Genomic DNA, 20,869 nt, shown 5'->3' on the forward strand with positions numbered 1-20,869 from the left:
AGCGTTCATAAACAGTGTAATGGTTTCATTTTTTGATAAAATCCCCTTCATATGACATGCTCAGTTTCATAAAACGATCGGATGGGGTTATTGATGGACAGAATCACTGCGGCGACTGTTTTTAATCATATCTGTGAACTCGGTAGCATGAGCGCAGCAGCCCGAGCCCTGGGTATCTCACGTCCTATGGTCAGCCGCTACCTTGCCGAAATGGAGAAGTGGGCAGGATCCAGGCTGGTTCATCGTTCATCCCGACGCCTGACCGTCACCCCAGCAGGAGAAGAGATTCTCAAAAAGACCAAACAGATATGCCAGCTTTCTGATGATGTAACCAGTTTGAAAGAAGCGGCAACGCCAAGTGGAACCCTGCGTATTGCCTGTTCTCACTTTATTGGCATGCAGATACTCAGCCCGGTGATTAACGATTTTTTAAAACGCTACCCCGAGCTGCGTATTGAAATGAATATTAATAACCAGCCGGTAAGCTTGATTGGCGAGCGTATTGACCTGGCTATCCGCATCACAGATAACCCGGAGCCAGGTACTATTGCCAGACGTCTCGGAGATTGTGTTTCTGTGGTTTGTGGCTCACCCGGATATCTGAAAAGTCATGGAATACCGAAGTATCCTGACGACCTTGAAGGACATAACTGCCTTCAGTACAGTCGTTTTACTCAACAGCTTTGGCACTTTAAAGACGAACAAAATGCGCCAATCTCTGTCCCGGTTAAAGGTAACTTTAGCGCTGATATCTCCTGGCTACTGTGTGAAGCCGCTATCGCCGATTGCGGACTGGCCCTGGTTCCTGAAATCGAAGCGCGTGCAGCGCTGGATAGCGGGCAACTCATCCAGATACTTCCGGGTTTTGAACCACGTATGATAGGTATTTATGGCCTGTATATGTCCAGAGAGCATAAGCCTGTGGCACTGAATCTGTTTCTCAGTGCGGTAGAAAATATGCTCTCCAGGACATAATGCCCCCTTGGCGGTTACACCTCAGGCGGATAGTGCAGCGAGTTTGCGGATGATGAATGTAAACCATTCTGCCCTGCCGGATACTGATATAACTGGAGTGAGAATTGCTCAGCTATCGCCATGATGTATTCAAAAATAGATGACTGCGTGTTCTCATATTCCATCCAGAATGTGGAAGAGGTAAAACAATATATTTCCAGCGGCAAGCCGGCAGGTGAAGGCTTTAACATACGCACCATGATGTACATATCTTTGATGATATCTTCACGCCCGGCCAGATAACTCATCAGATAGTGGCGAAATAGCGTCAGGTTAGTGATGCCATTTTCCATAAACCAGCCATCTGCAATACCGGTTGGATCTCTTCCATCAACCAGCTGATTCAGTGGTTCATTAAGGCCACGCAGAGCAAGCATTGGCTTTAAGTTCTGCTGAGTTACAAAAGTCACAGAGTGCTGATCGATAAAAATATTACGCATAATGCGCCTGGCCCCGGAAGAAAACATGGCCTGCCAGTTGGTATAGGTTTCGGTGAGAAAATTTTTCGTTGGGATGCGCGAAATTGTATTATCCCAGTTACGAATAGTGATGGTATGCAGAGCAATATCAATCACCTCACCGCTGAGATTTCTATCCGGCATTTCAATCCAGTCGCCCAGTTGTAGTACATCATTTGAAGAGAGCTGTACGTTGGCAACCAGTGACAACAAGGTGTGCTGGAATACCAGCATCAGAACCGCAGCAGCAGCACCCAGACTGGAAATTATAATAATCGGTGATTTGTTCGACATCACGGCAAGGATCATAATCGCCGCGAGTATATGAATCAAAATCTTCCCTATCTGGATATAGCCTTTGATCGAGTGGTTCTTTCGTTTAGCTTTGCGCAGATATGAAATGTTAATGATATCCAGCAGCTCATTAAAAAATACTGACAGATAAATAAAAAATAGAATTCCGCATAAGGTATTTATCGCTGTTACCCAGGGGGTGGGCATATCAGGCATAAATTGCAACAAATAGTAAACGCTTAAAATAGGAATAAAATTGGATATTTTTTCAGCAATTCGTCTGTCTTTCTCCAGAGGAACATCCTGTTTATGGCTGCTAAAAAAAACTCTTCTGACAATTTTTATAACAAAAAACTTACAAGAAATATGTACAACCAGCCAGGCTGCAATCAGTAAAAGGATATTAAATCCAATTGAAAGCGCTTGATCTTCCTGAATAAAAGCCATCAACTTTTGTAAATAAACCATGTCGTCACGCCCGGAAAAAATCTAAGAATCATGAAAATAATAAACAATCAGAATAACAATGAAGCTTCCTGATAATTATCATGACATGCTCAGACCATATACGTCCACGCTGTGGTAGGTGCTTTTATCCAGGCTTTGTAGATACAGAAGAAAAAGAGAAGGGGGTCTGACAAAAAATAAATAGGCTTTTCAGCCTATTTATTTTAATTCATGATTAGCAGAAATGCTTATTAGCCCAGTAAAGAGCGAATATAATCAGTCAGTTCCGCGTCCTGACTATTACTGAAGAAGCATTCCTGGAAGCGTGCGCCACCAATAGCTTGCTTAACCAGGTCTTGATCAATCGCTTTTAACGAGTCGATCAGCGGTTTGTTTGCAGCAACTTTCATATCGTTCAGAATCACAGCATTAGCATTCTGAGATTCACGACGTTCAGCCGGATAGCCTAAGCCTTTCTCGCCGTCGAAAGCTTTTTCGAAGATATAACGAACATTAAGCTCTGCGCCCCAGCCGAAGCCTTTTGCAAAAGCCAGCGCCAGCGCATTACCGTTATTCACTTGAGCAAACAGGTAGGCATCAGTCGGGTCGATACAGTAACCGCAGTTAACGCCCGGGAAGGTGTTAAGTGCCATCATAGCGCCCTGACCAGTACCACAGCCAGCAACAACAAAGTCAACGGCTTTGCTGTTCAGCAGAATGGCACCAATAATACCAAGATGAACGTAAGTTAAACGGTGATCGTTGTCATCGCTCATTCCGACGTTAAAAACAGTATGGCCTTGCTTTGATACCGTCGTGGTTAATTCATTCAAGATGATAGCATTCTTAGCCGCCTGGCTAAATTCGTTCATTAATGCAATTTTCATTTTTAACCCCAATAGAGAACAACTCGTTACACAGTGCGGATACTGATGGACTGCGTCCATTTGATACCCACTATAGTATAGGAAATTTAGAAAACCACAACGCACTTCCACTAAAAATGAAACTATGTTTTAATTAAATTATTCAACGTGATTTAGATCACTGTTTGCCGGGATGAATTTCGCTATGTTACTTACCATATGGAAGAACTCCGGAAAGAATTCAGTATTGGCGCAGAGTGAGGATTTATGGCTAAGGGTGATATTCAGAAACTTAATTTTTCATCAACTGTTGATAGTGACTCTAATAACGAAGTCATTCGCTTAACGCCGCAAGACGTTTTGTGTCACCGAAACTACTTTTATCAAAAGTGTTTTACCAACGACAGTTCAAAGTTAATGTTTGCTGCAGAGTTTGATCAGAATCGTAACTATTATCTTTTAGATTTAGCATCACAGACAGCTAAACAATTAACTGAAGGTAGCGGCGATAATACTTTCGGTGGTTTTTTATCACCTGATGATAAATTCTTATTCTACGTTAAAAATGAACGTAATTTGCAGCGCGTAGATATTGAAACGCTGGAAGAAATTACTATTTATACCGTGCCTGATGACTGGGTTGGTTACGGCACCTGGGTGGCGAATAGTAAATGCACTAACATCGTTGCGATTGAAATTTTAAAAAGTGACTGGACGCCTCTCAGTGACTGGAAAATATTCCACGATTTCTATCACAAAAAACCACGCTGCCGGTTAATTACTATTAACCTGGAAACAGGAACATCTTCAGTAGTTCTTGATCAAAATGTCTGGTTAGGACACCCAATTTATCGTCCTAATCACGATGATACCATCGCCTTCTGCCATGAAGGTCCGCACGATTTAATTGATGCAAGAATGTGGTTAGTGAACAGCGATGGTACCCAGGAACGTATGGTGCATGAGCATCTGCCGGGTGAAAGTTGTACCCATGAGTTCTGGATCCCTGATGGTTCAGCCCTGGCTTACGTCTCTTATATGAAAGGTAAGCAAGAGCGATATATTCGTAATTATAATCCGGAAACCAATGAAGATTCTCTGGTGATGGAAATGCCTGCATGCTCTCACTTGATGAGTAATGAAGACGGCACTCTGTATGTCGGTGATGGTTCCGGTAGCCCTGTAGATGTCAAAGACACGGGTAACTATAAGATTGAAAATGATCCTTGGATCTATATTTTAGCCCCTAAAACCGGGCAAGCTTATAAACTGGTAAAACATAATAGTTCCTGGAAAGTATTGAATGGTGACAGACAAGTAACACATCCTCACCCATCATTTACACCAGATAATAAATATGTCTTATATTCTTGTGATGCTGAAGGTCTCCCTGCCCTTTATCTGGCAAAAGTATCTGAAGAAATGTTAACTCAAATATAATTTATACCAAAATAATTCGAGTAGCTTGTAATCATTGAACTCAACTAACTGATTATTCGGTTAGTTGAGTGATGGTGATATCTGGTCTACTTAACATATTGATGTATATATTAATATATAAAAAATATCGGAGTCTCTATGTCATTTATTGATATGTTCTATCTGAAAGGTAAAGTTGCATTAGTTACTGGCGCTTCTTACGGAATTGGTTTTGAAATTGCTAAAGCACTGAGCAGCGCTGGTGCAACAATCGTATTTAATGATGTTGTTGAAGATAACTTGAACAAAGGACTGGCAGCTTATAAAGAAGCCGGTATTGAAGCGCACGGTTATCTGTTCGATATCACCGACGAACCTTCCGTAATAGAAAATATTAAACTGATTGAGAAAGATGTCGGCGTGATTGATATTCTGGTGAACAACGCCGGGATCATTCAAAGAAAACCGATGTTAGAAACTACCGCTGCTGACTATCGTAAAATTATTGATATTGACCTGACCGGCCAGTTCATTATGGCTAAAGCCGTTTTACCATCAATGATCGCCAAAGGTCACGGTAAAATCATCAACATCTGCTCGATGATGAGTGAGCTGGGTCGTGAGACTGTTGTAGGTTATGCTTCCGCCAAAGGCGGATTAAAAATGCTGACCAAAAATATCTGTTCTGAATTTGGTTCAGCCAATATTCAATGTAACGGTATCGGACCAGGCTACATCGCTACTCCACAGACCGCACCATTACGTGAAATTCAGGAAGATGGCAGCCGTCATCCATTCGACCAGTTCATTATTTCAAAAACACCTGCAAGTCGCTGGGGTACACCTGACGATCTGGCTGGCGCGGCAATCTTCCTGGCTGCCGATGCATCGAATTTTGTAAATGGCCATATTCTGTATGTTGATGGCGGTATTCTGGCATACATTGGTAAACAGCCTTAATTACATGCTATGATATGTAACTAAAAATATAATTGATTCAACCACTTATTTTTGTGAGGTGGCAATGTTTGTTTTTAATCATGACAGAGTTCTTGAAGATCTCGGCAATGGCGTTAGCAGAAAAGTCTTAGCACACGGTGGCAGCATGATGGCTGTTGAAGTGTTCTTTGAAAAAGATGCTATTGGTCCAATGCACAATCATCCTCATGAACAACTGACTTATGTTCTGTCCGGTGTATTTGAATTCACCATCGGTGATGAAGTACATGTTGTTAAAGCAGGTGATACGCTTTATAAACAACCGAACATTATGCATGGCTGTGTTTGTCTTGAACCTGGGACGTTATTAGATACATTTACGCCTCAGCGCCAGGATTTTTTGAAAGACAGTAAATAACTGAATAGCAGTCGAGCACCCTGATAAAGGATCCGCAAAAGCGGATCCTTAAGTTTTTTTATATGGCCTATATTTTTTAGTATCAGGAATTAGCGTTCAGAGTAGTATGTGGCTGGATGCAGCAAGCTTTTAGATTACAGGAATCTTATCATGTCCTTCAGTGAAGTAAGTCCATACTACCTTGGTCAGGGCATAGGGATTTTAGCATTCTTGATAGGATTGACCGTATTCATTCAGCGCGATGATAAAAAGCTAAAGATTCGCTTGATTATATATACTGCATGTATGGGGATACACTTTTTTTTACTGGGAGCAACTCCGGCAGGGATAAGCGCCTCGTTAAATGCTGTACGTACACTGGTTTCTATCTATTTTAGAAAATCAGTGATCATGTATATATTTATTACCCTCACCCTGACGTTAACTTTACCTAATATTCATCACTGGATGGAATTTCTCCCCGTGATTGCAACCATCATGAGTACCGTGGCATTCTTTAAATTTACTCAGTTAAAACTGAGAATTACCATGTGGCTTTCTACTGTTTGTTGGGTGATATACAACTTCTGGATCGGAACTTTAGGAGGAACGTTGATTGAAGCGAGTTTCTTACTGATCAATGGTGTTGCTATCTATCGATTTACTGTTCTGAAGAAAAAAGGGATAGATCCTTTCGCTACACAAAAATAAATATTTTCTGCGAATAAACCCAGCTTTAACCAGTCAATAAATCTGCATTCACTTTATTATTAAAAAAATAGTTTTTAACATAATTAACAATTTATTCCGCTATCCGATATTTCGATACAATATATTTAACCTTGCTCGTAACAGGACAAAAATAAAATAAAATGTCCGTACAAACTCTTATGTAAAATATTTGTTTAATGCAAAAATAATTTTGAAGTACATCACATAGTTTACATAAATCCGTTCTTAAAAGACCTTGTCAGGCATATTATTGAAACAATGTTTCATAAATTAAAAGTTAACCTTCCATTGATGTTAAAACGGATGACCGTTTTATAATAGGCGAGTTAAATGACTGATAAACAAAGAAGTATTACTGCCCTGACACGTTTTTCCTATGGCAGCGGAAACCTGATCGGCAGCGGCGCAATCGCAATCAGCGGAGCATGGCTGCTTTATTTTTATACCACCTTCTGTGGGCTTTCAGTTTTTGAAGCAACAATAATATTTTCGATAGCCACTTACTTGGATGTCATTTTAAACCCACTGATGGGCTTTATTACCGATAACTTCAATCAGAGTAAGTTAGGACGCCGTTTTGGCCGCCGCCGTTTCTTCATACTGATTGCTATTCCATGCATGATAATCTATCCGATGCTTTGGGTTAATGGCATGAGTTTTTGGTATTACCTGACGACATACATCATATTTGAAGTCGTCTATACCATGATCATGATACCGTTCAACACGCTGCCTGTTGAAATGACAAAAGATTTCAACCAGAGAACCTATCTGACCGGTTCTAAAGCCATGTTTGGTAAAGTTGCTAACTTTTTAGCGGCCGCAATCCCGGGGATCTTCTTCTACTTCTTTAATAAAGAATCAGCGACTCCGTTTTTCCTGACCGGCATAACCTATGCCGTGATTATGGTGATTGCGCTTATTCTGCTCTACTGCAATAGCTGGGAGAGACCAAAAGAAGAAGTTGCTGATGAATTCACCCATGGCTTTGTTGAAGGTTTCAGCAAATTATTCACTGACCTTTTCTCTACTTTTAAATTAAAAACATTCCGTACTCATCTGGGAATGTATTTGTTCGGTTTTGGTGCTGAATGGCTATTCACCGCAACCTTTACCTATTTTATTGTTTTCAACTTAGAGCAGCCAAGAACCTTTGTCTCTGAAATGAACTCACTAAGCAGTATCTGTCAGCTTGTTTCAACCGCATTCTTTATGATGTGGTGTGCCAAGCGTGGATTTAAACGCCCGTTTATTGTCGCCATTTTGATTGTTGTTTCCTCGGTTGTTGGTTATGTCGGAGTTTTCTACTTAAACCTCCCTCATTTAACCTGGGTTATCGTCGGTATCACTATTTGGTTCGGTTTAGGTACTGGTGGCGTGTATTACATTCCATGGAGCGTTTACGTATTCCTTGCTGATGTCGACGAAGTATTAACCGGAAGACGTCGGGAAGGTTTGTATGCCGGTGCAATGATCATGGCCGGTAAGTTAATGAGAGCGACCGTTGTATTTTGTTTAGGTGTCGTACTGAGTCTGTTTGGTTTTGAGTCTGGTATTCATCACCAACCGGAAAGTGCCGTTAACGCTATCAATGGCGTAATGATTTTTGGTGTTGCAGGAATGGCTTTGATAGGTATCTATTTCTCAATAAAAATGAAATTAGATAAAGAGTCTCATGCTGAAGTCACTCAAGAGTTAGAGCGTTTAAAACAAGGTGGTAGAAAAGAAGACGCTACACCAGAAGTGAGAGTGTTAGTTAAAGAACTGACCGGCTACGAATATGATGAATGCTTCGGTAATAACAACGTTGGCTTTAAATACACCACTAAAGCTGAGGCTATTTAGTATGAAAAAAAATATTATCTTACTCTCTGTTTGCTTAAGTTCTCTTTGTAGTGTTGCATTTGCCCAGGAATGGAAAGTTGCGGCTTTTGGCCAGTCAACTGACTTGAATTTTTCTTCACTGATCGATCCGGCCAAAGTCGGCCGGAATAACGCCTGGGTAGCAGGTAGTAAAGACTTTTTTATTCCCGGCAAGGCCTACCCGCTGCCAAATGATTTCGTTATTGAAAGTCGTGGCGGCAAAATTGCCAACTCTCATGATGGTATGACGGTATTTTATACCACTGTTCCTGTTAATCAGACCTTTGTACTTGAAGCCGATCTGACGCTGGAACAAATAGGGCCTGAAGTTGATGGTAAATCACCTGCTGCGCAAGAAGCAGCCGGTTTATTTGTCAGAGACATCATTGGTACTCCGCGCCAGGAACCACAATCGGCAGGATTTGAAGAGTTTCCTCAGGCATCGAATGTGCTGATGAACGCTTTTGTTACCCAAAATAAAAAGAATGATAATTTAGTTCAGATAACGTCAATTCTTCGCGAGGGCGTCAAAAACTCCTGGGGTAATGAGGGGATCTCAATTAAGAAACAAGCCATTGTTAAGAATATTAATTTTACTGAAAAAACCAATATTCGGATGACAATTGAGCGCACAGCAAATCAATTTATTCTGACCACCGTTGATAGTGACAGCAAAGAGAAGAAGTCATGGAGTATTGATGACTATGCTGGTTTCATGAATCAGCAGGATAGCAAGTCAATCTCGTTAGGATTCTTTGCTTCACGTAATGCCAAGCTTGAAGTGAAAAATGCCCGCTTCCAGCCAGGAACAGAAACGGTCGATTACGCTAAACTGGCTCCGGCAAAAGCGCATACCGGGAAAAAAATTGCACCTGAATTACTTCTGGCCTCCGGGACTAAAGTGGTCGGCGATGCAACCACCCTACAACTGTTAGCCAATCAAGACGGGACTATTACTCTTGAAGGCAACGATCAGAAAAAAGCGGTTCAAGGTGGAGAGCTGGTTCAGTTCCCCGTTAAGCTGAATCAAGGTTCAAATACCTTCACCGTTAACTATCTGGTCAACGGCGTTGAAACTCAGCAAAAGATTAACGTTGAAAGCGTCTCGAGCAATATTGCTAATCTGTCAGAAATCTACGTCTGTAGTACTGACTGCAAAAGTGATGCCACGGGAACTAACGCTGACCCTGTTGATTTAAAAACGGCAGTAACATTCCTGGCGCCGGGCGGAACAATTTATCTGAACGATGGCCAGTACGACGGGTTAATGCTTGCACGTGAAGTGAGTGGCTTACCTGACCAGTTAAAAACTATCGTCGCGATTAATAAACATAAAGCCGTGTTTGTTAATAGTACCTTTAATCTCAATGCCAGCTACTGGCACCTGAAAGATGTCATCTTTGATGGTAACGTTGATAACACGCAGAATAAGCCTGCTTATCTGAGAGTATCGGGTAGTCATAACATTGTTGAACGCGTTATTGCCAGAAACAATGATGATACCGGTATTGCGATTACCGCTAAAGATAAAAACCGTCAGTTATGGCCTGCACATAACTTAATTCTCGACTCTGACTCCTATAACAACCTGGACTTGTCCGGTATCAATGCTGATGGATTTGCAGCTAAGTTAGGTGTCGGACCAGGAAACGTTTTCAGAGGCTGTATCTCGCATAACAATGCCGACGATGGCTGGGATTTCTTTAACAAAATTGAAGACGGCCCGAATGCACCCGTTACCATTGAAAATTCGGTTGCTTATGCCAACGGCTTACCGTTCAGCAAACCAGACATATTAAAAGGGAGTATTGGTAATGGATTTAAAATTGGCGGAGAAGGTCAGCCAGTTAACCATAAAATTATCAATTCCGTAGCATTTAATAACAATATGGATGGTTTTACAGATAACTTTAATACTGGTTCATTAATTATCGAAAATAACATCGCGATAAATAATGCACGTTATAATTACATCCTAAGATCTAACCCATATACAATTGCATCACAAATTACCTTTAAAAATAACTATTCCATTCGTGATAACTGGGAAGGAAAAATTAAAGACTATTTTGGTGAGCAAGTTGTCGCGACCGATAACAAAACTTTAACCTCGAAAGAGGCAGGTGGAATTCCTAAAGATATTGTTATTACACGTGATGAAAATGGCAAAATTATCTATCCTGACTTTTTATTAAAACTTAACCCAAATTTAAGTTAATATATTGTAATAAACTGCCCCAGTAGCATTAATACTGCTGGGGCAGATATCAAAGTTATCCTCAAAGCCCTCCTCCTCAAATACAGAAATTTCAACAATAACTTCAATTGAAAGAAAGTACTGACACCATCCTGCTCCAGCAGAACATTGACCGTTATCACGCTTTACGTCACCAGAACCTTATCCCACTAACCGCCCAGTCAGGCCAGAGGGCCTATCAATTAGCATCACGCAGCGCTTGAGATAGCTCGTAGCATTCAAGCGATGTGTAAACAGGCTACATCGCCCTCATAACCGCTAGCTTAGATTTGATACTTTGCAAAACAGGGGCTAGAAAATTTTTATTTTATTGTCACAAGTGAGGATTGAATCACACTTTTTTTCACTAAATACACTGCCGTAGCTCTATTTCATCCCAACACCCCTCTATTCTAATAAATAGTAAAACACTGTTTCGACTTGGATCACATTTTCATCATCCACTGAATGACTAAAACAACAAATCCACATAAAATGAAACAATGTTTTATAAATAAGAATTTATCACAAAGTCTCTTATTGAGATGCAGCTTTAATATTTTAAATAGTGATATAACGGTCCCATTTCGTAATAGTTTTTAAACAATTGATACCAAGTAGGTACTACATGAATGAAAACAGAATGCTGGGATTAGCCTGGATATCACCTTATATTTTAGGGTTGATAATCTTTACGGCTTTCCCATTTGTCTCCTCCTTTGTACTCAGCTTTACCGAGTATGACTTAATTAACCCTCCAGAATTTACTGGTCTGGAAAACTATCGCTATATGCTGACAGAGGATTCTCTCTTCTGGAAGTCCATGGGTGTTACTTTCGCCTACGTTTTTCTTACTATTCCGTTAAAACTGGCGTTTGCACTTGGTATTGCTTTTGTACTGAACTTTAAATTACGCGGAATAGGATTCTTCAGAACCGCGTATTATATTCCTTCTATTCTAGGGAGCTCAGTTGCGATTGCCGTGTTATGGCGTGCATTATTTGCAATTGATGGATTACTCAATAGTTTTATTGGCGTATTTGGTTTTGACCCCGTTAACTGGTTAGGTGAACCCTCACTGGCATTAATGTCTGTCACCCTATTACGTGTCTGGCAGTTTGGTTCTGCAATGGTTATTTTCCTTGCAGCCTTGCAAAACGTCCCTCAGTCACAGTACGAAGCTGCAATGATTGACGGTGCCTCTAAATGGCAGATGTTTACCAAAGTCACTATTCCGCTGATTACACCGGTGATTTTCTTTAACTTCATTATGCAGACGACACAGGCATTCCAGGAGTTTACCGCACCGTACATCATCACAGGCGGCGGTCCGACACACTATACCTACCTGTTCTCGCTCTATATCTACGATACCGCGTTTAAGTATTTTGAAATGGGCTACGGTGCCGCACTGGCATGGGTATTGTTCCTGGTTGTGGCGGTCTTTGCCTCCATTGCCTTTAAGTCATCAAAATACTGGGTGTTCTACTCTGCGGATAAGGGAGGCAAAAATGGCTGATATCCAACAATCCATGACCCCGAAACAAAAGTTAGATTTAGCTGAGCAAGAAGTTTTGCGTACGCTGCGTCGGGAAAAAATTAGCGCCTCTATTCGCTACGTAATACTGCTTATTGTCGGCCTGCTGATGCTGTATCCGTTAGTGTGGATGTTCTCAGCGGCATTTAAACCTAACCATGAGATTTTTACTACTCTCGGTTTATGGCCTGATAATCCAACCAGCGATGGTTTTGTTAATGGCTGGAAAACAGGTACCGAATATACTTTCGGACACTACATGCTGAATACATTTAAGTATGTAATCCCGAAAGTCATTCTGACCATTATTTCCTCCACTATTGTGGCCTATGGTTTTGCACGATTTGAAATTCCGTTTAAAAAGTTTTGGTTTGCCACACTGATAACCACAATGTTGCTGCCAAGTACTGTACTGCTGATCCCTCAGTACCTGATGTTCCGTGAAATGGGCATGCTGAATAGCTATCTGCCACTGTATTTACCAATGGCTTTTGCGACTCAAGGATTCTTTGTCTTCATGCTCATCCAGTTCTTACGTGGTGTTCCACGTGATATGGAAGAAGCGGCACAAATCGACGGATGTAACTCCTTCCAAGTGCTGTGGTATGTCGTCGTTCCGATTCTGAAACCAGCGATTATTTCCGTCGCATTGTTCCAGTTCATGTGGTCAATGAACGACTTTATCGGTCCGCTGATCTATGTCTATAGCGTAGATAAATATCCAATTGCATTAGCATTAAAAATGTCCATCGATGTCACCGAGGGCGCACCATGGAACGAGATTTTAGCTATGGCAAGTATCTCTATCCTGCCATCAATCGTCATCTTCTTCCTGGCACAGCGCTATTTTGTTCAGGGTGTCACGAGCAGCGGAATTAAAGGTTAATAGGGGCAATATCATGGCTGAAGTTATTTTTAATAAATTAGAAAAAGTCTATTCAAACGGTTTCAAGGCAGTACACAACATTGATTTGACCATCAAAGATGGTGAGTTCATGGTTATTGTCGGGCCTTCCGGTTGTGCAAAATCAACTACCCTGCGCATGTTAGCGGGTCTTGAAACCATCAGCGGTGGTGAAGTTCGTATCGGCGAGCGTGTGGTTAATAACCTGGCGCCAAAATCGCGCGGTATTGCCATGGTTTTCCAGAACTATGCGCTTTATCCACATATGACTGTGCGTGAAAACCTGGCATTTGGTTTAAAGCTCAGCAAAATGCCGAAAAAAGAGATTGAGAACCAGGTTAACGAAGCGGCCAAAATTCTCGAACTGGATGAATTGCTGGACAGACTGCCGCGTCAGTTATCTGGCGGACAGGCACAGCGTGTGGCCGTAGGCCGTGCGATTGTGAAAAAACCAGACGTGTTCCTGTTTGACGAACCGCTGTCAAACCTGGATGCCAAACTGCGTGCGTCGATGCGTATTCGTATCTCTGACCTGCATAAACAGTTGAAGCAGAGCGGTAAACCTGCAACCACAGTTTATGTTACCCACGATCAGACCGAAGCGATGACCATGGGCGACAGAATCTGCGTGATGAAACTGGGCCATATCATGCAGGTCGATACGCCAGATAATCTCTACCATAACCCTAAAAATATGTTTGTAGCTGGCTTTATCGGCGCGCCAGAAATGAATATTAAAAAGAGCAAACTGATTGAAAAAGATGGTCAGATGTATATCAACGTTGGTAACAACATTCTGGCATTAAGTACTAAAAAAGCAGAAAAAGTTGCGGCCTACAAAGACCAGGAAGTGTTCTTTGGTATTCGTCCTGAATTTGTCAGCATCGCTGATGAACCTTTTGAAAATAGCAGCGCTACCGGTGAGATTGTCCGCGTTGAGAATATGGGACATGAGTTCTTTGTCTATCTGAAAATAGACAACTTTGAGCTGACCTGCCGTATTTCATCTGATGATGCAAAACCTATTCTGGCGAAGGGAATCAACCGTTCGGTTTATTTTAAATTTGATATGGATAAATGCCATATTTTTGATTCAAAAACAGAAGAAAACCTCTCTATCTAACAGGAGTCGCTCATAATGAAAACAATGCTATTGAGTACCTTGATTGCTTCTACATTAGTCATGTCGGCAGGTAGTGCTTTTGCAGCAGATGATGTTGATTTACGCATGTCCTGGTGGGGAGGGAATGGCCGACATCAAGTAACCCTGAAGGCTTTGGAAGAGTTCCACAAGCTTCACCCGAACATTAATGTTAAATCAGAATATACCGGCTGGGACGGCCACTTATCTCGTCTCACCACCCAGATTGCTGGTGGTACTGAGCCAGACGTGATGCAGACTAACTGGAACTGGCTGCCGATTTTCTCTAAAACCGGTAATGGTTTCTATAACCTTAACTTGCTGAAAGATGAGTTAGGTTTATCTAACTTTAAGCCACAGGATCTGCAGTTCACTACCGTAGACGGTAAATTGAACGGTATTCCTATTTCTGTGACGGCGCGTGTTTTCTATTTTAATGATCAAACCTGGAAACAAGCCGGGATTGATTACCCAAAAACATGGGATGACCTGCTCGCAGCGGGAAAAACATTTGAATCGAAACTGGGCAAACAGTATTTCCCTGTCGTTCTTGAACATCAGGATACGCTCGCTTTACTCAATTCATATATGATTCAGAAGTACAACGTACCGGCAATCGATCTTGACGGTAAGAAATTCGCCTACAGCAAAGAACAGTGGGTTGAGCTTTTTGAGATGTACAAAAAGCTGGTCGACAGCCATGTAATGCCTGATACCAAATACTATGCCTCATTTGGTAAGAGCAACATGTATGAGATGAAACCATGGATTCAGGGTGAATGGGCGGGTACCTATATGTGGAACTCAACCATTACCAAATACTCTGATAACCTGAAGCCACCTGCGAAACTGGAATTAGGCGCTTATCCTATGCTGCCAGGTGCAACAGATGCCGGTCTGTTCTTTAAACCTGCTCAGATGCTCTCAATCAGTAAAACGACTAAGCATCCAAAAGAAGCAGCAATGGTGATCAACTTCCTGCTGAACAACAAACTGGGCATCGAAGCTCTGGGTCTGGAGCGTGGTGTACCGTTAAGTAATGCAGCTGTTACTCACTTAACTGCACAGGGCGTTATTAAAGACGGCGATCCTGCGGTTGCCGGGTTAAAACTGGCGCAGTCATTACCGAATAAACTGGCGGTTTCTCCTTACTTTGATGACCCGCAGCTGGTAACTCTGTTCGGTTCAACTCTGCAGTATATCGACTATGGCCAGAAAACCGTGGCAGAAGCAGCAGAAGAATTTGAACGCCAGGGCAACCGTATTCTGAAACGCGCAATGCGCTAACCCTGCGTTAAAAACGAGTTATACCCTCGCCTGCCGCGGTTTTATTAGCGGCAGGTTTTCTATTTAGCATTCGTCAAAAACACAACAATATTTTACCTTTATCACTAATGACAGATATCTCTCCTCTCTTTGACAAGGCCCATGGGTATATTGGGTTTTATAAAAATGTGATTAAGATCGTTTTTAACCCAAATTAAAATAACACTGCCATTCAGTGATTCAAGTCACAACCAGATAACAATATCATTTCATAAAATGAACTTTTATTGTTTTTGAAATATTATTTCAAAAGATCACTTGAGGTGTATCACATTATGATTAAAAACCACTTTTCCTCAAAGCAAATATAAAGCAGTATATTGAAATAACGTTTCATTTTGATTGAGTGATTTTTATCAGCAAACCAAAAAAGATAAAAATCATAATATGATTAACTTAATACTGATAGCGTTTCCGGACTAACAACAGTTCTCATTGTTAGCCAGAAAGCAAATAACAGGCCAGAACGAATGAAATAAAACAATATATCAACAATGACAAGACTGATTAAAAGAAAAAAATAACCTCCTGTCAAGGCGGCTATTAAATCAGTACGCAGATATATTGACGCTTGCTTATTTTAAATATATTTAATATTAAATTTTGACAATACCTATAACTAATAATTTCACTGCTCCATTGATATCTAATGGGTTTATTTTTGTGAGTAGTTTGTTTTAATAAAATTATTAATTATAAAAATGGTGATCTCTGTTCTAAAACAAGGTAAATACTATGCAAAAAAAAGTATTAGCTTTATTGATTGTTTTATCTACCAATGCCTATGCTGCAACCGTTGATCTGGGTTTTGAGAACGAACGCTATACGAGTGACGAATACAAAACCTCTGACGCTTTCATGCCCTATATTGCAACCAGCTTTAACCCTATTGATGATTCGAAATTCAATATTTCCATGAAATATATGTATCAGGATCAATATGGTAAAAAAGATGCTGAAACGCAGAAGGACAGATTTAAAACTAATCGCGACCGCTTTGAATTCTTTGTTAAAGGCTATACCTGGAAAAATGGTGACTTTAGTTTTTCACCATCCGTAGGTTTCCGCTATGAAGACTGGAAAATTAACTACGAAAACACAGGCAGACAAGATAGTCGTAAATTTGAATTACGTTTCCTGCCAAATATGACCTATAAAATCAATGACCAGGTCAGCCTCTATCTGAGTGGGTTCGTCGCGCCGGTCTTTGTACAAACCAAACAAGAATCAAGAAAAGACAGCAGCTACGTTAAAGGTCAGCTTGGTACCAATAATTATAACAATGATTATTATCAGGAACTTCAGCTGTTAGGCGTTAAGTACAAAATTAACGGTAACAATACCGTCTGGTCTTCTATCTATAATGAAAGAAAATATACTCAGTATTCTTCCAAATATGACAGATGGCAGTTACGTGTAGGTTACGATGTTAAGGCGACCAGTGACCTGAGCTTTGGTCCGTTTGTACGCTATGACTTATCTTACAGAGAAGAAAATACAGAAAACGGCAACTTTGCGAAAGACAGTGGAAAAACCAGAAGCAAAGATGAAGTGCGTATTGGTTCAACCGCTAGCTATGAAATCATGCCATCAGTCAGCCTTCTTGGTGAAATTTACTGGCAAACAGCGAAAGTTGAAAGCTACAGCGGCGTATCCTCAGAAGATAAAAACAGAATGTTCTACAAGTTAGCGGTAAGAAAAGCATTCTAATAAAAAAGACTCGCTAAGCCATTTATTAAATGGCTTTACTGCAGGTAAAACTTATTTTATTTCTCCTTACCGGAGGGTTTATGTCATTAAAAAAACGCGGTTTATTAAGTCTGTTTGCTGCCTCAACGCTGGTGCTCTGCTCAGGTTTAGCTTTTGCTAACAATTTTGAAAGCGTTAGTGCTACTGGGTTTGATGAAGATAAAAACCACCGTCCGGAAAATATGATTGACGGTAATGTCAAAACCCGTTGGGCGGTAAATGGAACTGGCAACTCCGCGACGTTAAAATTAAAAAGTGATATGAAGATCAGTAATATTGTATTAATCCCCTTCAAACCTACTGAACGTCGCCTTAAATTTGATTTATTAACCTCTACTGATAATAGTACCTGGACACCATTAGCAACGGGTTTAGAGACATCAGATAAATACGACAAAGGCGAAAAATTCGTTCTGAAAACGCCACGTGATGCACGCTATCTGAAGATCAATGTTAATGGTACCAACGCCAATAAATGGAGTGCACTGATTGAGGTTGATGTGAACTCAAACGAAGCTCTTCCTGAGACAACATTACCTTAATATAAACGGCGCACCGAAAAAGTGATTTAATCTCTCGCTTTTTTGGTGCTGCCGTTTTGCATCACTATTCTTACTGAATTTTTTACTTCCCCGCTCCAAATACAGTCCATAAGCATCAATCAGAAAGGAAAAACGGTGAATAAAAATCTGGTTATCACTTTATTACTCGGTGGAGCAGTACTGTGCTCAACCCAGGCGTTAGCTTCACAATGGGACGCGATAGTTTCACCCTCTCCCGAAACCGGGCATTTTAGCTCCGTTAAACAAGCCCTTGACGCCGCTCCTACAGACGGAAAACCCTGGCGTATTCTGGTGACAGATGGCAGCTGGCAAGAACGACTGGTGATTGAGAAACCTGTGACACTGGTGGGCGAATCCGAAGATAAAACCATCATTGAAGCCAATACTCCTGCTGGTCAGCTTGATAGTACAGGCAAAAAACTAGGCACATCCCGCACCAGTACGATAGAAATTAAAGCGAATGGCGTCACGCTAGAAAATCTCACCGTACGTAATAGTTTTGACTTCCCCGCTAACCAGGCACTTCCTGATGATTCCCCGCAAAAGCTGAAAGATACCCAGGCAGTAGCATTACTGGTGGCTGATAATGTCGACGAAGCACGCTTTCGGAATGTCCGTCTCGAAGGATACCAGGATACGTTTTATAGCAAAACCGGCAGCAGAAGCTACTTTACCGACTGCACCATCAGCGGGCATGTTGACTTTATTTTTGGCTCCGGCACCGCGGTTTTTGAACGCTGCGACATTATTGCCCGAGCCCGAGGGGATATGGCTCCTCCTCTTGGCTATATCACCGCCCCATCAACCAATGTAAATGCGCCCTACGGTCTGATTTTTATCGACAGTAAATTATTAAAAGAGCCCGGTGTTCCGGCAAAAAGTTTTGCTCTTGGCCGCCCATGGCACCCTACCACTCAGTTTGATGACGGGCGCTATGCCGATCCACAGGCTATTGGTTTATCCGCATTTATTAACAGCGAAATCGATGACCATATTTATGGCTGGGACAAAATGTCCGGTAAAGATAAAGCCGGCGAAAAGATTTGGTTCCAACCTGAAGACAGCCGTTTTTATGAGTACGGTAGTCGCGGACCTGGCGCGAATCAAGGTGGCGAGAAATATGCCATGAGCGCCGCTCAAGCCGAAAAGTACAGTGTAAAAAATATATTTTCTGACTGGCCGTCATCACGACTTCAATAGGATTTGTTATGAATACCCGATTCCCGTTACGTCTTTGCTGTGTTCTCCTGATTACCACCAGCTCCGTTGCGTTTGCTGATAGCCAGCAGCGTTTACAGGCGGTCAAAACCTTTGCCGATACGGTGCTGGATAAAGCCGGAGATAAGTATCATGGCTCCACGCCTACCCCTTTATTAGCCAGTGGCGTTGACCCAAGAACCGGTGAGCAGCTGGAGTGGATCTTCCCTGACGGCCGCACCGCGGTGTTATCTAACTTCTCTGCTCAGCAAAACCTGATGCGCGTTCTGGTGGGCTTAAGTAATCTGACCGGCGATGAGAAATATAAGAAGCGCGCAGAAGAGACGACAAAGTATTATTTTGATAACTATCAGGATGACAGCGGTTTACTGATTTGGGGCGGACATAGATTCGTTGACCTGAAATCACTGAAACCAGAAGGCCCGAGTGAGAAAGAGCAGGTTCACGAGTTAAAGAATGCTTACCCTTACTATGAAATGATGTTTACCGTTGATAAAGAACCTACGGTACGTTTTATCCGCGGCTTCTGGAATGCCCACGTTTATGACTGGAATATTATGGAGACCAGTCGTCACGGTGAATATAACAAGCCAATGGGCGATCTATGGAAAAGTAGCTTTACCCAGCAACCTCCTTTCTTTGCCACTAAAGGCCTGAGTTTCCTGAATGCCGGAAACGATCTGATTTACTCTGCAGCACTGTTGTCTAAATACAATAATGAACCCGAAGCTTTAGTCTGGGCTCAGCGTTTAGCGCAACAATATGTCTTACCTCGGGATAAAAAAACCGGACTGGGCGTGTATCAGTTTACTCAGGCATTGCAGCGTGAGAAACCCACTGACGACAGCAATACCCATTCAAAATTTGGCGATCGTGCCCAGCGTCAGTTTGGTCCGGAATTTGGCCCGGATGCGCTAGAAGGCAATATGATGCTGAAAGGCCGCACCAGCACTATCTATTCTGAAAATGCCCTGATGCAACTGGCACTGGCAAATGAATTAGGTGCCCAGGGTGCAGACCTGAAGAAATGGACCCTCGATGGCCTGAAAGCTTTTGCCCACTATGCCTACGATGAAAGTAACAATACCTTCAGACCAATGCTGGCAAATGGCACTGACTTATCCAACTATGTTCTGCCACGTGATGGTTATTACGGTAAAAAAGGCACCAAGCTGACACCTTATAAAGCAGGTAATGAATTCCTTCTATCCTATGCTCGTGCTTATGGGATTGAGCAGAATGATGATCTGTGGAAAGCGGTACGCGGTATTGCCAAAGGCCAGGAGCTGGGAGATATCGGTGCGCCAGGCGGCCAGAATGCAAAACTCAATATGTCTACCAGCAACAGCGATCCCTACACCATTTTTGCGCTGATCGACCTGGCTCAGGCAACCGGACATAAAGACTATCTCAAACTGGCGGAAAAAGTTGCCGATAATATCCTTGAAAACAAACGGTTAAACGGTTTCTTTGTGGAGAACAAAGACTTCAAATATGCCAGTGTTGATAATATCGCACCTTATGCCCTGCTGGCGCTTGAGTCGGTATTACAGAATAAACCTGCGGCCGTTGCACCTTTCCTGAATGGTTCAGGCTTTACCGAGGGTGCCTATCGTATGCCTGATGGTTCAGCCCGTATATCCACTCGTGATGAGGAACTGTTTGCGCTAAAAGAAGGCGAGCAGCTGAAACCGAATAATAAAAAATAATACGTAATATAAAACGGCATCGCTGGGTCAGCGATGCCGTTTTTAAAATTAATAAAC

At 41.9% G+C, this 20,869-nt stretch carries 17 protein-coding genes; 15 read left to right on the forward strand and 2 right to left on the reverse strand.

Annotation, left to right across the window (positions count from 1 at the left end; genetic code table 11):
* Nucleotides 1-93 precede the first annotated feature (93 nt).
* On the forward strand, nucleotides 94-975 hold the full coding sequence (locus tag M2387_RS07805) for a LysR family transcriptional regulator (RefSeq protein WP_259048557.1): 882 nt from the start codon (nucleotides 94-96) through the stop codon (nucleotides 973-975).
* Nucleotides 976-989: 14 nt separating this feature from the next.
* On the opposite strand, the gene M2387_RS07810 is transcribed toward M2387_RS07805, so the two are convergent.
* On the reverse strand, nucleotides 990-2,234 hold the full coding sequence (locus M2387_RS07810; RefSeq protein WP_259048559.1) for a mechanosensitive ion channel family protein: 1,245 nt from the start codon (nucleotides 2,232-2,234) through the stop codon (nucleotides 990-992).
* A 230-nt stretch (nucleotides 2,235-2,464) separates the two neighbouring features.
* Nucleotides 2,465-3,100 (reverse strand): RpiB/LacA/LacB family sugar-phosphate isomerase, encoded by a 636-nt coding sequence (locus M2387_RS07815; RefSeq protein WP_259048561.1) that lies wholly within the window; start codon nucleotides 3,098-3,100, stop codon nucleotides 2,465-2,467.
* Between the two features lie 246 nt (nucleotides 3,101-3,346).
* On the opposite strand from M2387_RS07815, the gene M2387_RS07820 reads away from it, so the two are divergent.
* The 14 genes from M2387_RS07820 to M2387_RS07885 all read left to right on the forward strand — a co-directional run bounded on the left by M2387_RS07820 (nucleotide 3,347) and on the right by M2387_RS07885 (nucleotide 20,812).
* On the forward strand, nucleotides 3,347-4,519 hold the full coding sequence (locus M2387_RS07820) for an oligogalacturonate lyase family protein (protein ID WP_259048563.1): 1,173 nt from the start codon (nucleotides 3,347-3,349) through the stop codon (nucleotides 4,517-4,519).
* Nucleotides 4,520-4,657: 138 nt separating this feature from the next.
* Nucleotides 4,658-5,458 (forward strand): gluconate 5-dehydrogenase, encoded by an 801-nt coding sequence (locus M2387_RS07825; RefSeq protein WP_259048565.1) that lies wholly within the window; start codon nucleotides 4,658-4,660, stop codon nucleotides 5,456-5,458.
* Between the two features lie 64 nt (nucleotides 5,459-5,522).
* Nucleotides 5,523-5,855, forward strand: coding sequence for a cupin domain-containing protein (locus tag M2387_RS07830; protein ID WP_259048567.1), 333 nt, complete (start codon nucleotides 5,523-5,525; stop codon nucleotides 5,853-5,855).
* A 150-nt stretch (nucleotides 5,856-6,005) separates the two neighbouring features.
* Nucleotides 6,006-6,545: a YgjV family protein gene (locus M2387_RS07835; RefSeq protein WP_259048569.1), complete on the forward strand. Its 540-nt coding sequence runs from the start codon at nucleotides 6,006-6,008 to the stop codon at nucleotides 6,543-6,545.
* Between the two features lie 351 nt (nucleotides 6,546-6,896).
* Complete coding sequence (locus M2387_RS07840) at nucleotides 6,897-8,411, forward strand: MFS transporter (RefSeq protein WP_259048571.1); 1,515 nt, start codon at nucleotides 6,897-6,899, stop codon at nucleotides 8,409-8,411.
* A gap of 1 nt (nucleotide 8,412) precedes the next feature.
* Nucleotides 8,413-10,647, forward strand: coding sequence for a right-handed parallel beta-helix repeat-containing protein (locus tag M2387_RS07845; RefSeq protein ID WP_259048573.1), 2,235 nt, complete (start codon nucleotides 8,413-8,415; stop codon nucleotides 10,645-10,647).
* A gap of 646 nt (nucleotides 10,648-11,293) precedes the next feature.
* The gene (locus tag M2387_RS07850; RefSeq protein WP_259048575.1) at nucleotides 11,294-12,184 is read left to right on the forward strand and encodes a carbohydrate ABC transporter permease; all 891 of its coding nucleotides are present in this window, start codon (nucleotides 11,294-11,296) and stop codon (nucleotides 12,182-12,184) included.
* Nucleotides 12,177-13,088 (forward strand): carbohydrate ABC transporter permease, encoded by a 912-nt coding sequence (locus tag M2387_RS07855; RefSeq protein ID WP_259048577.1) that lies wholly within the window; start codon nucleotides 12,177-12,179, stop codon nucleotides 13,086-13,088. Before M2387_RS07850 ends, M2387_RS07855 begins: the two co-directional genes overlap by 8 nt.
* Nucleotides 13,089-13,101: 13 nt before the next feature.
* Nucleotides 13,102-14,229: an ABC transporter ATP-binding protein gene (locus M2387_RS07860; protein WP_259048579.1), complete on the forward strand. Its 1,128-nt coding sequence runs from the start codon at nucleotides 13,102-13,104 to the stop codon at nucleotides 14,227-14,229.
* A gap of 15 nt (nucleotides 14,230-14,244) precedes the next feature.
* A complete protein-coding gene (locus M2387_RS07865) occupies nucleotides 14,245-15,534 on the forward strand; it encodes an ABC transporter substrate-binding protein (protein WP_259048582.1) in 1,290 nt (429 codons plus the stop codon).
* A 774-nt stretch (nucleotides 15,535-16,308) separates the two neighbouring features.
* The gene (locus tag M2387_RS07870) at nucleotides 16,309-17,283 is read left to right on the forward strand and encodes a hypothetical protein (protein ID WP_259048584.1); all 975 of its coding nucleotides are present in this window, start codon (nucleotides 16,309-16,311) and stop codon (nucleotides 17,281-17,283) included.
* 80 nt (nucleotides 17,284-17,363) lie between these two features.
* On the forward strand, nucleotides 17,364-17,864 hold the full coding sequence (locus M2387_RS07875; RefSeq protein WP_259048585.1) for a discoidin domain-containing protein: 501 nt from the start codon (nucleotides 17,364-17,366) through the stop codon (nucleotides 17,862-17,864).
* A gap of 108 nt (nucleotides 17,865-17,972) precedes the next feature.
* Nucleotides 17,973-19,085: a pectinesterase family protein gene (locus tag M2387_RS07880; RefSeq protein WP_409039721.1), complete on the forward strand. Its 1,113-nt coding sequence runs from the start codon at nucleotides 17,973-17,975 to the stop codon at nucleotides 19,083-19,085.
* Between the two features lie 8 nt (nucleotides 19,086-19,093).
* Nucleotides 19,094-20,812, forward strand: a complete 1,719-nt coding sequence (locus M2387_RS07885) for a pectate lyase (RefSeq protein WP_259048587.1) — start codon at nucleotides 19,094-19,096, stop codon at nucleotides 20,810-20,812.
* Nucleotides 20,813-20,869 lie beyond the last annotated feature (57 nt).

This window comes from Klebsiella sp. BIGb0407 (genome assembly GCF_024807845.1).
Classification (GTDB): Bacteria; Pseudomonadota; Gammaproteobacteria; order Enterobacterales; family Enterobacteriaceae; genus JGM124.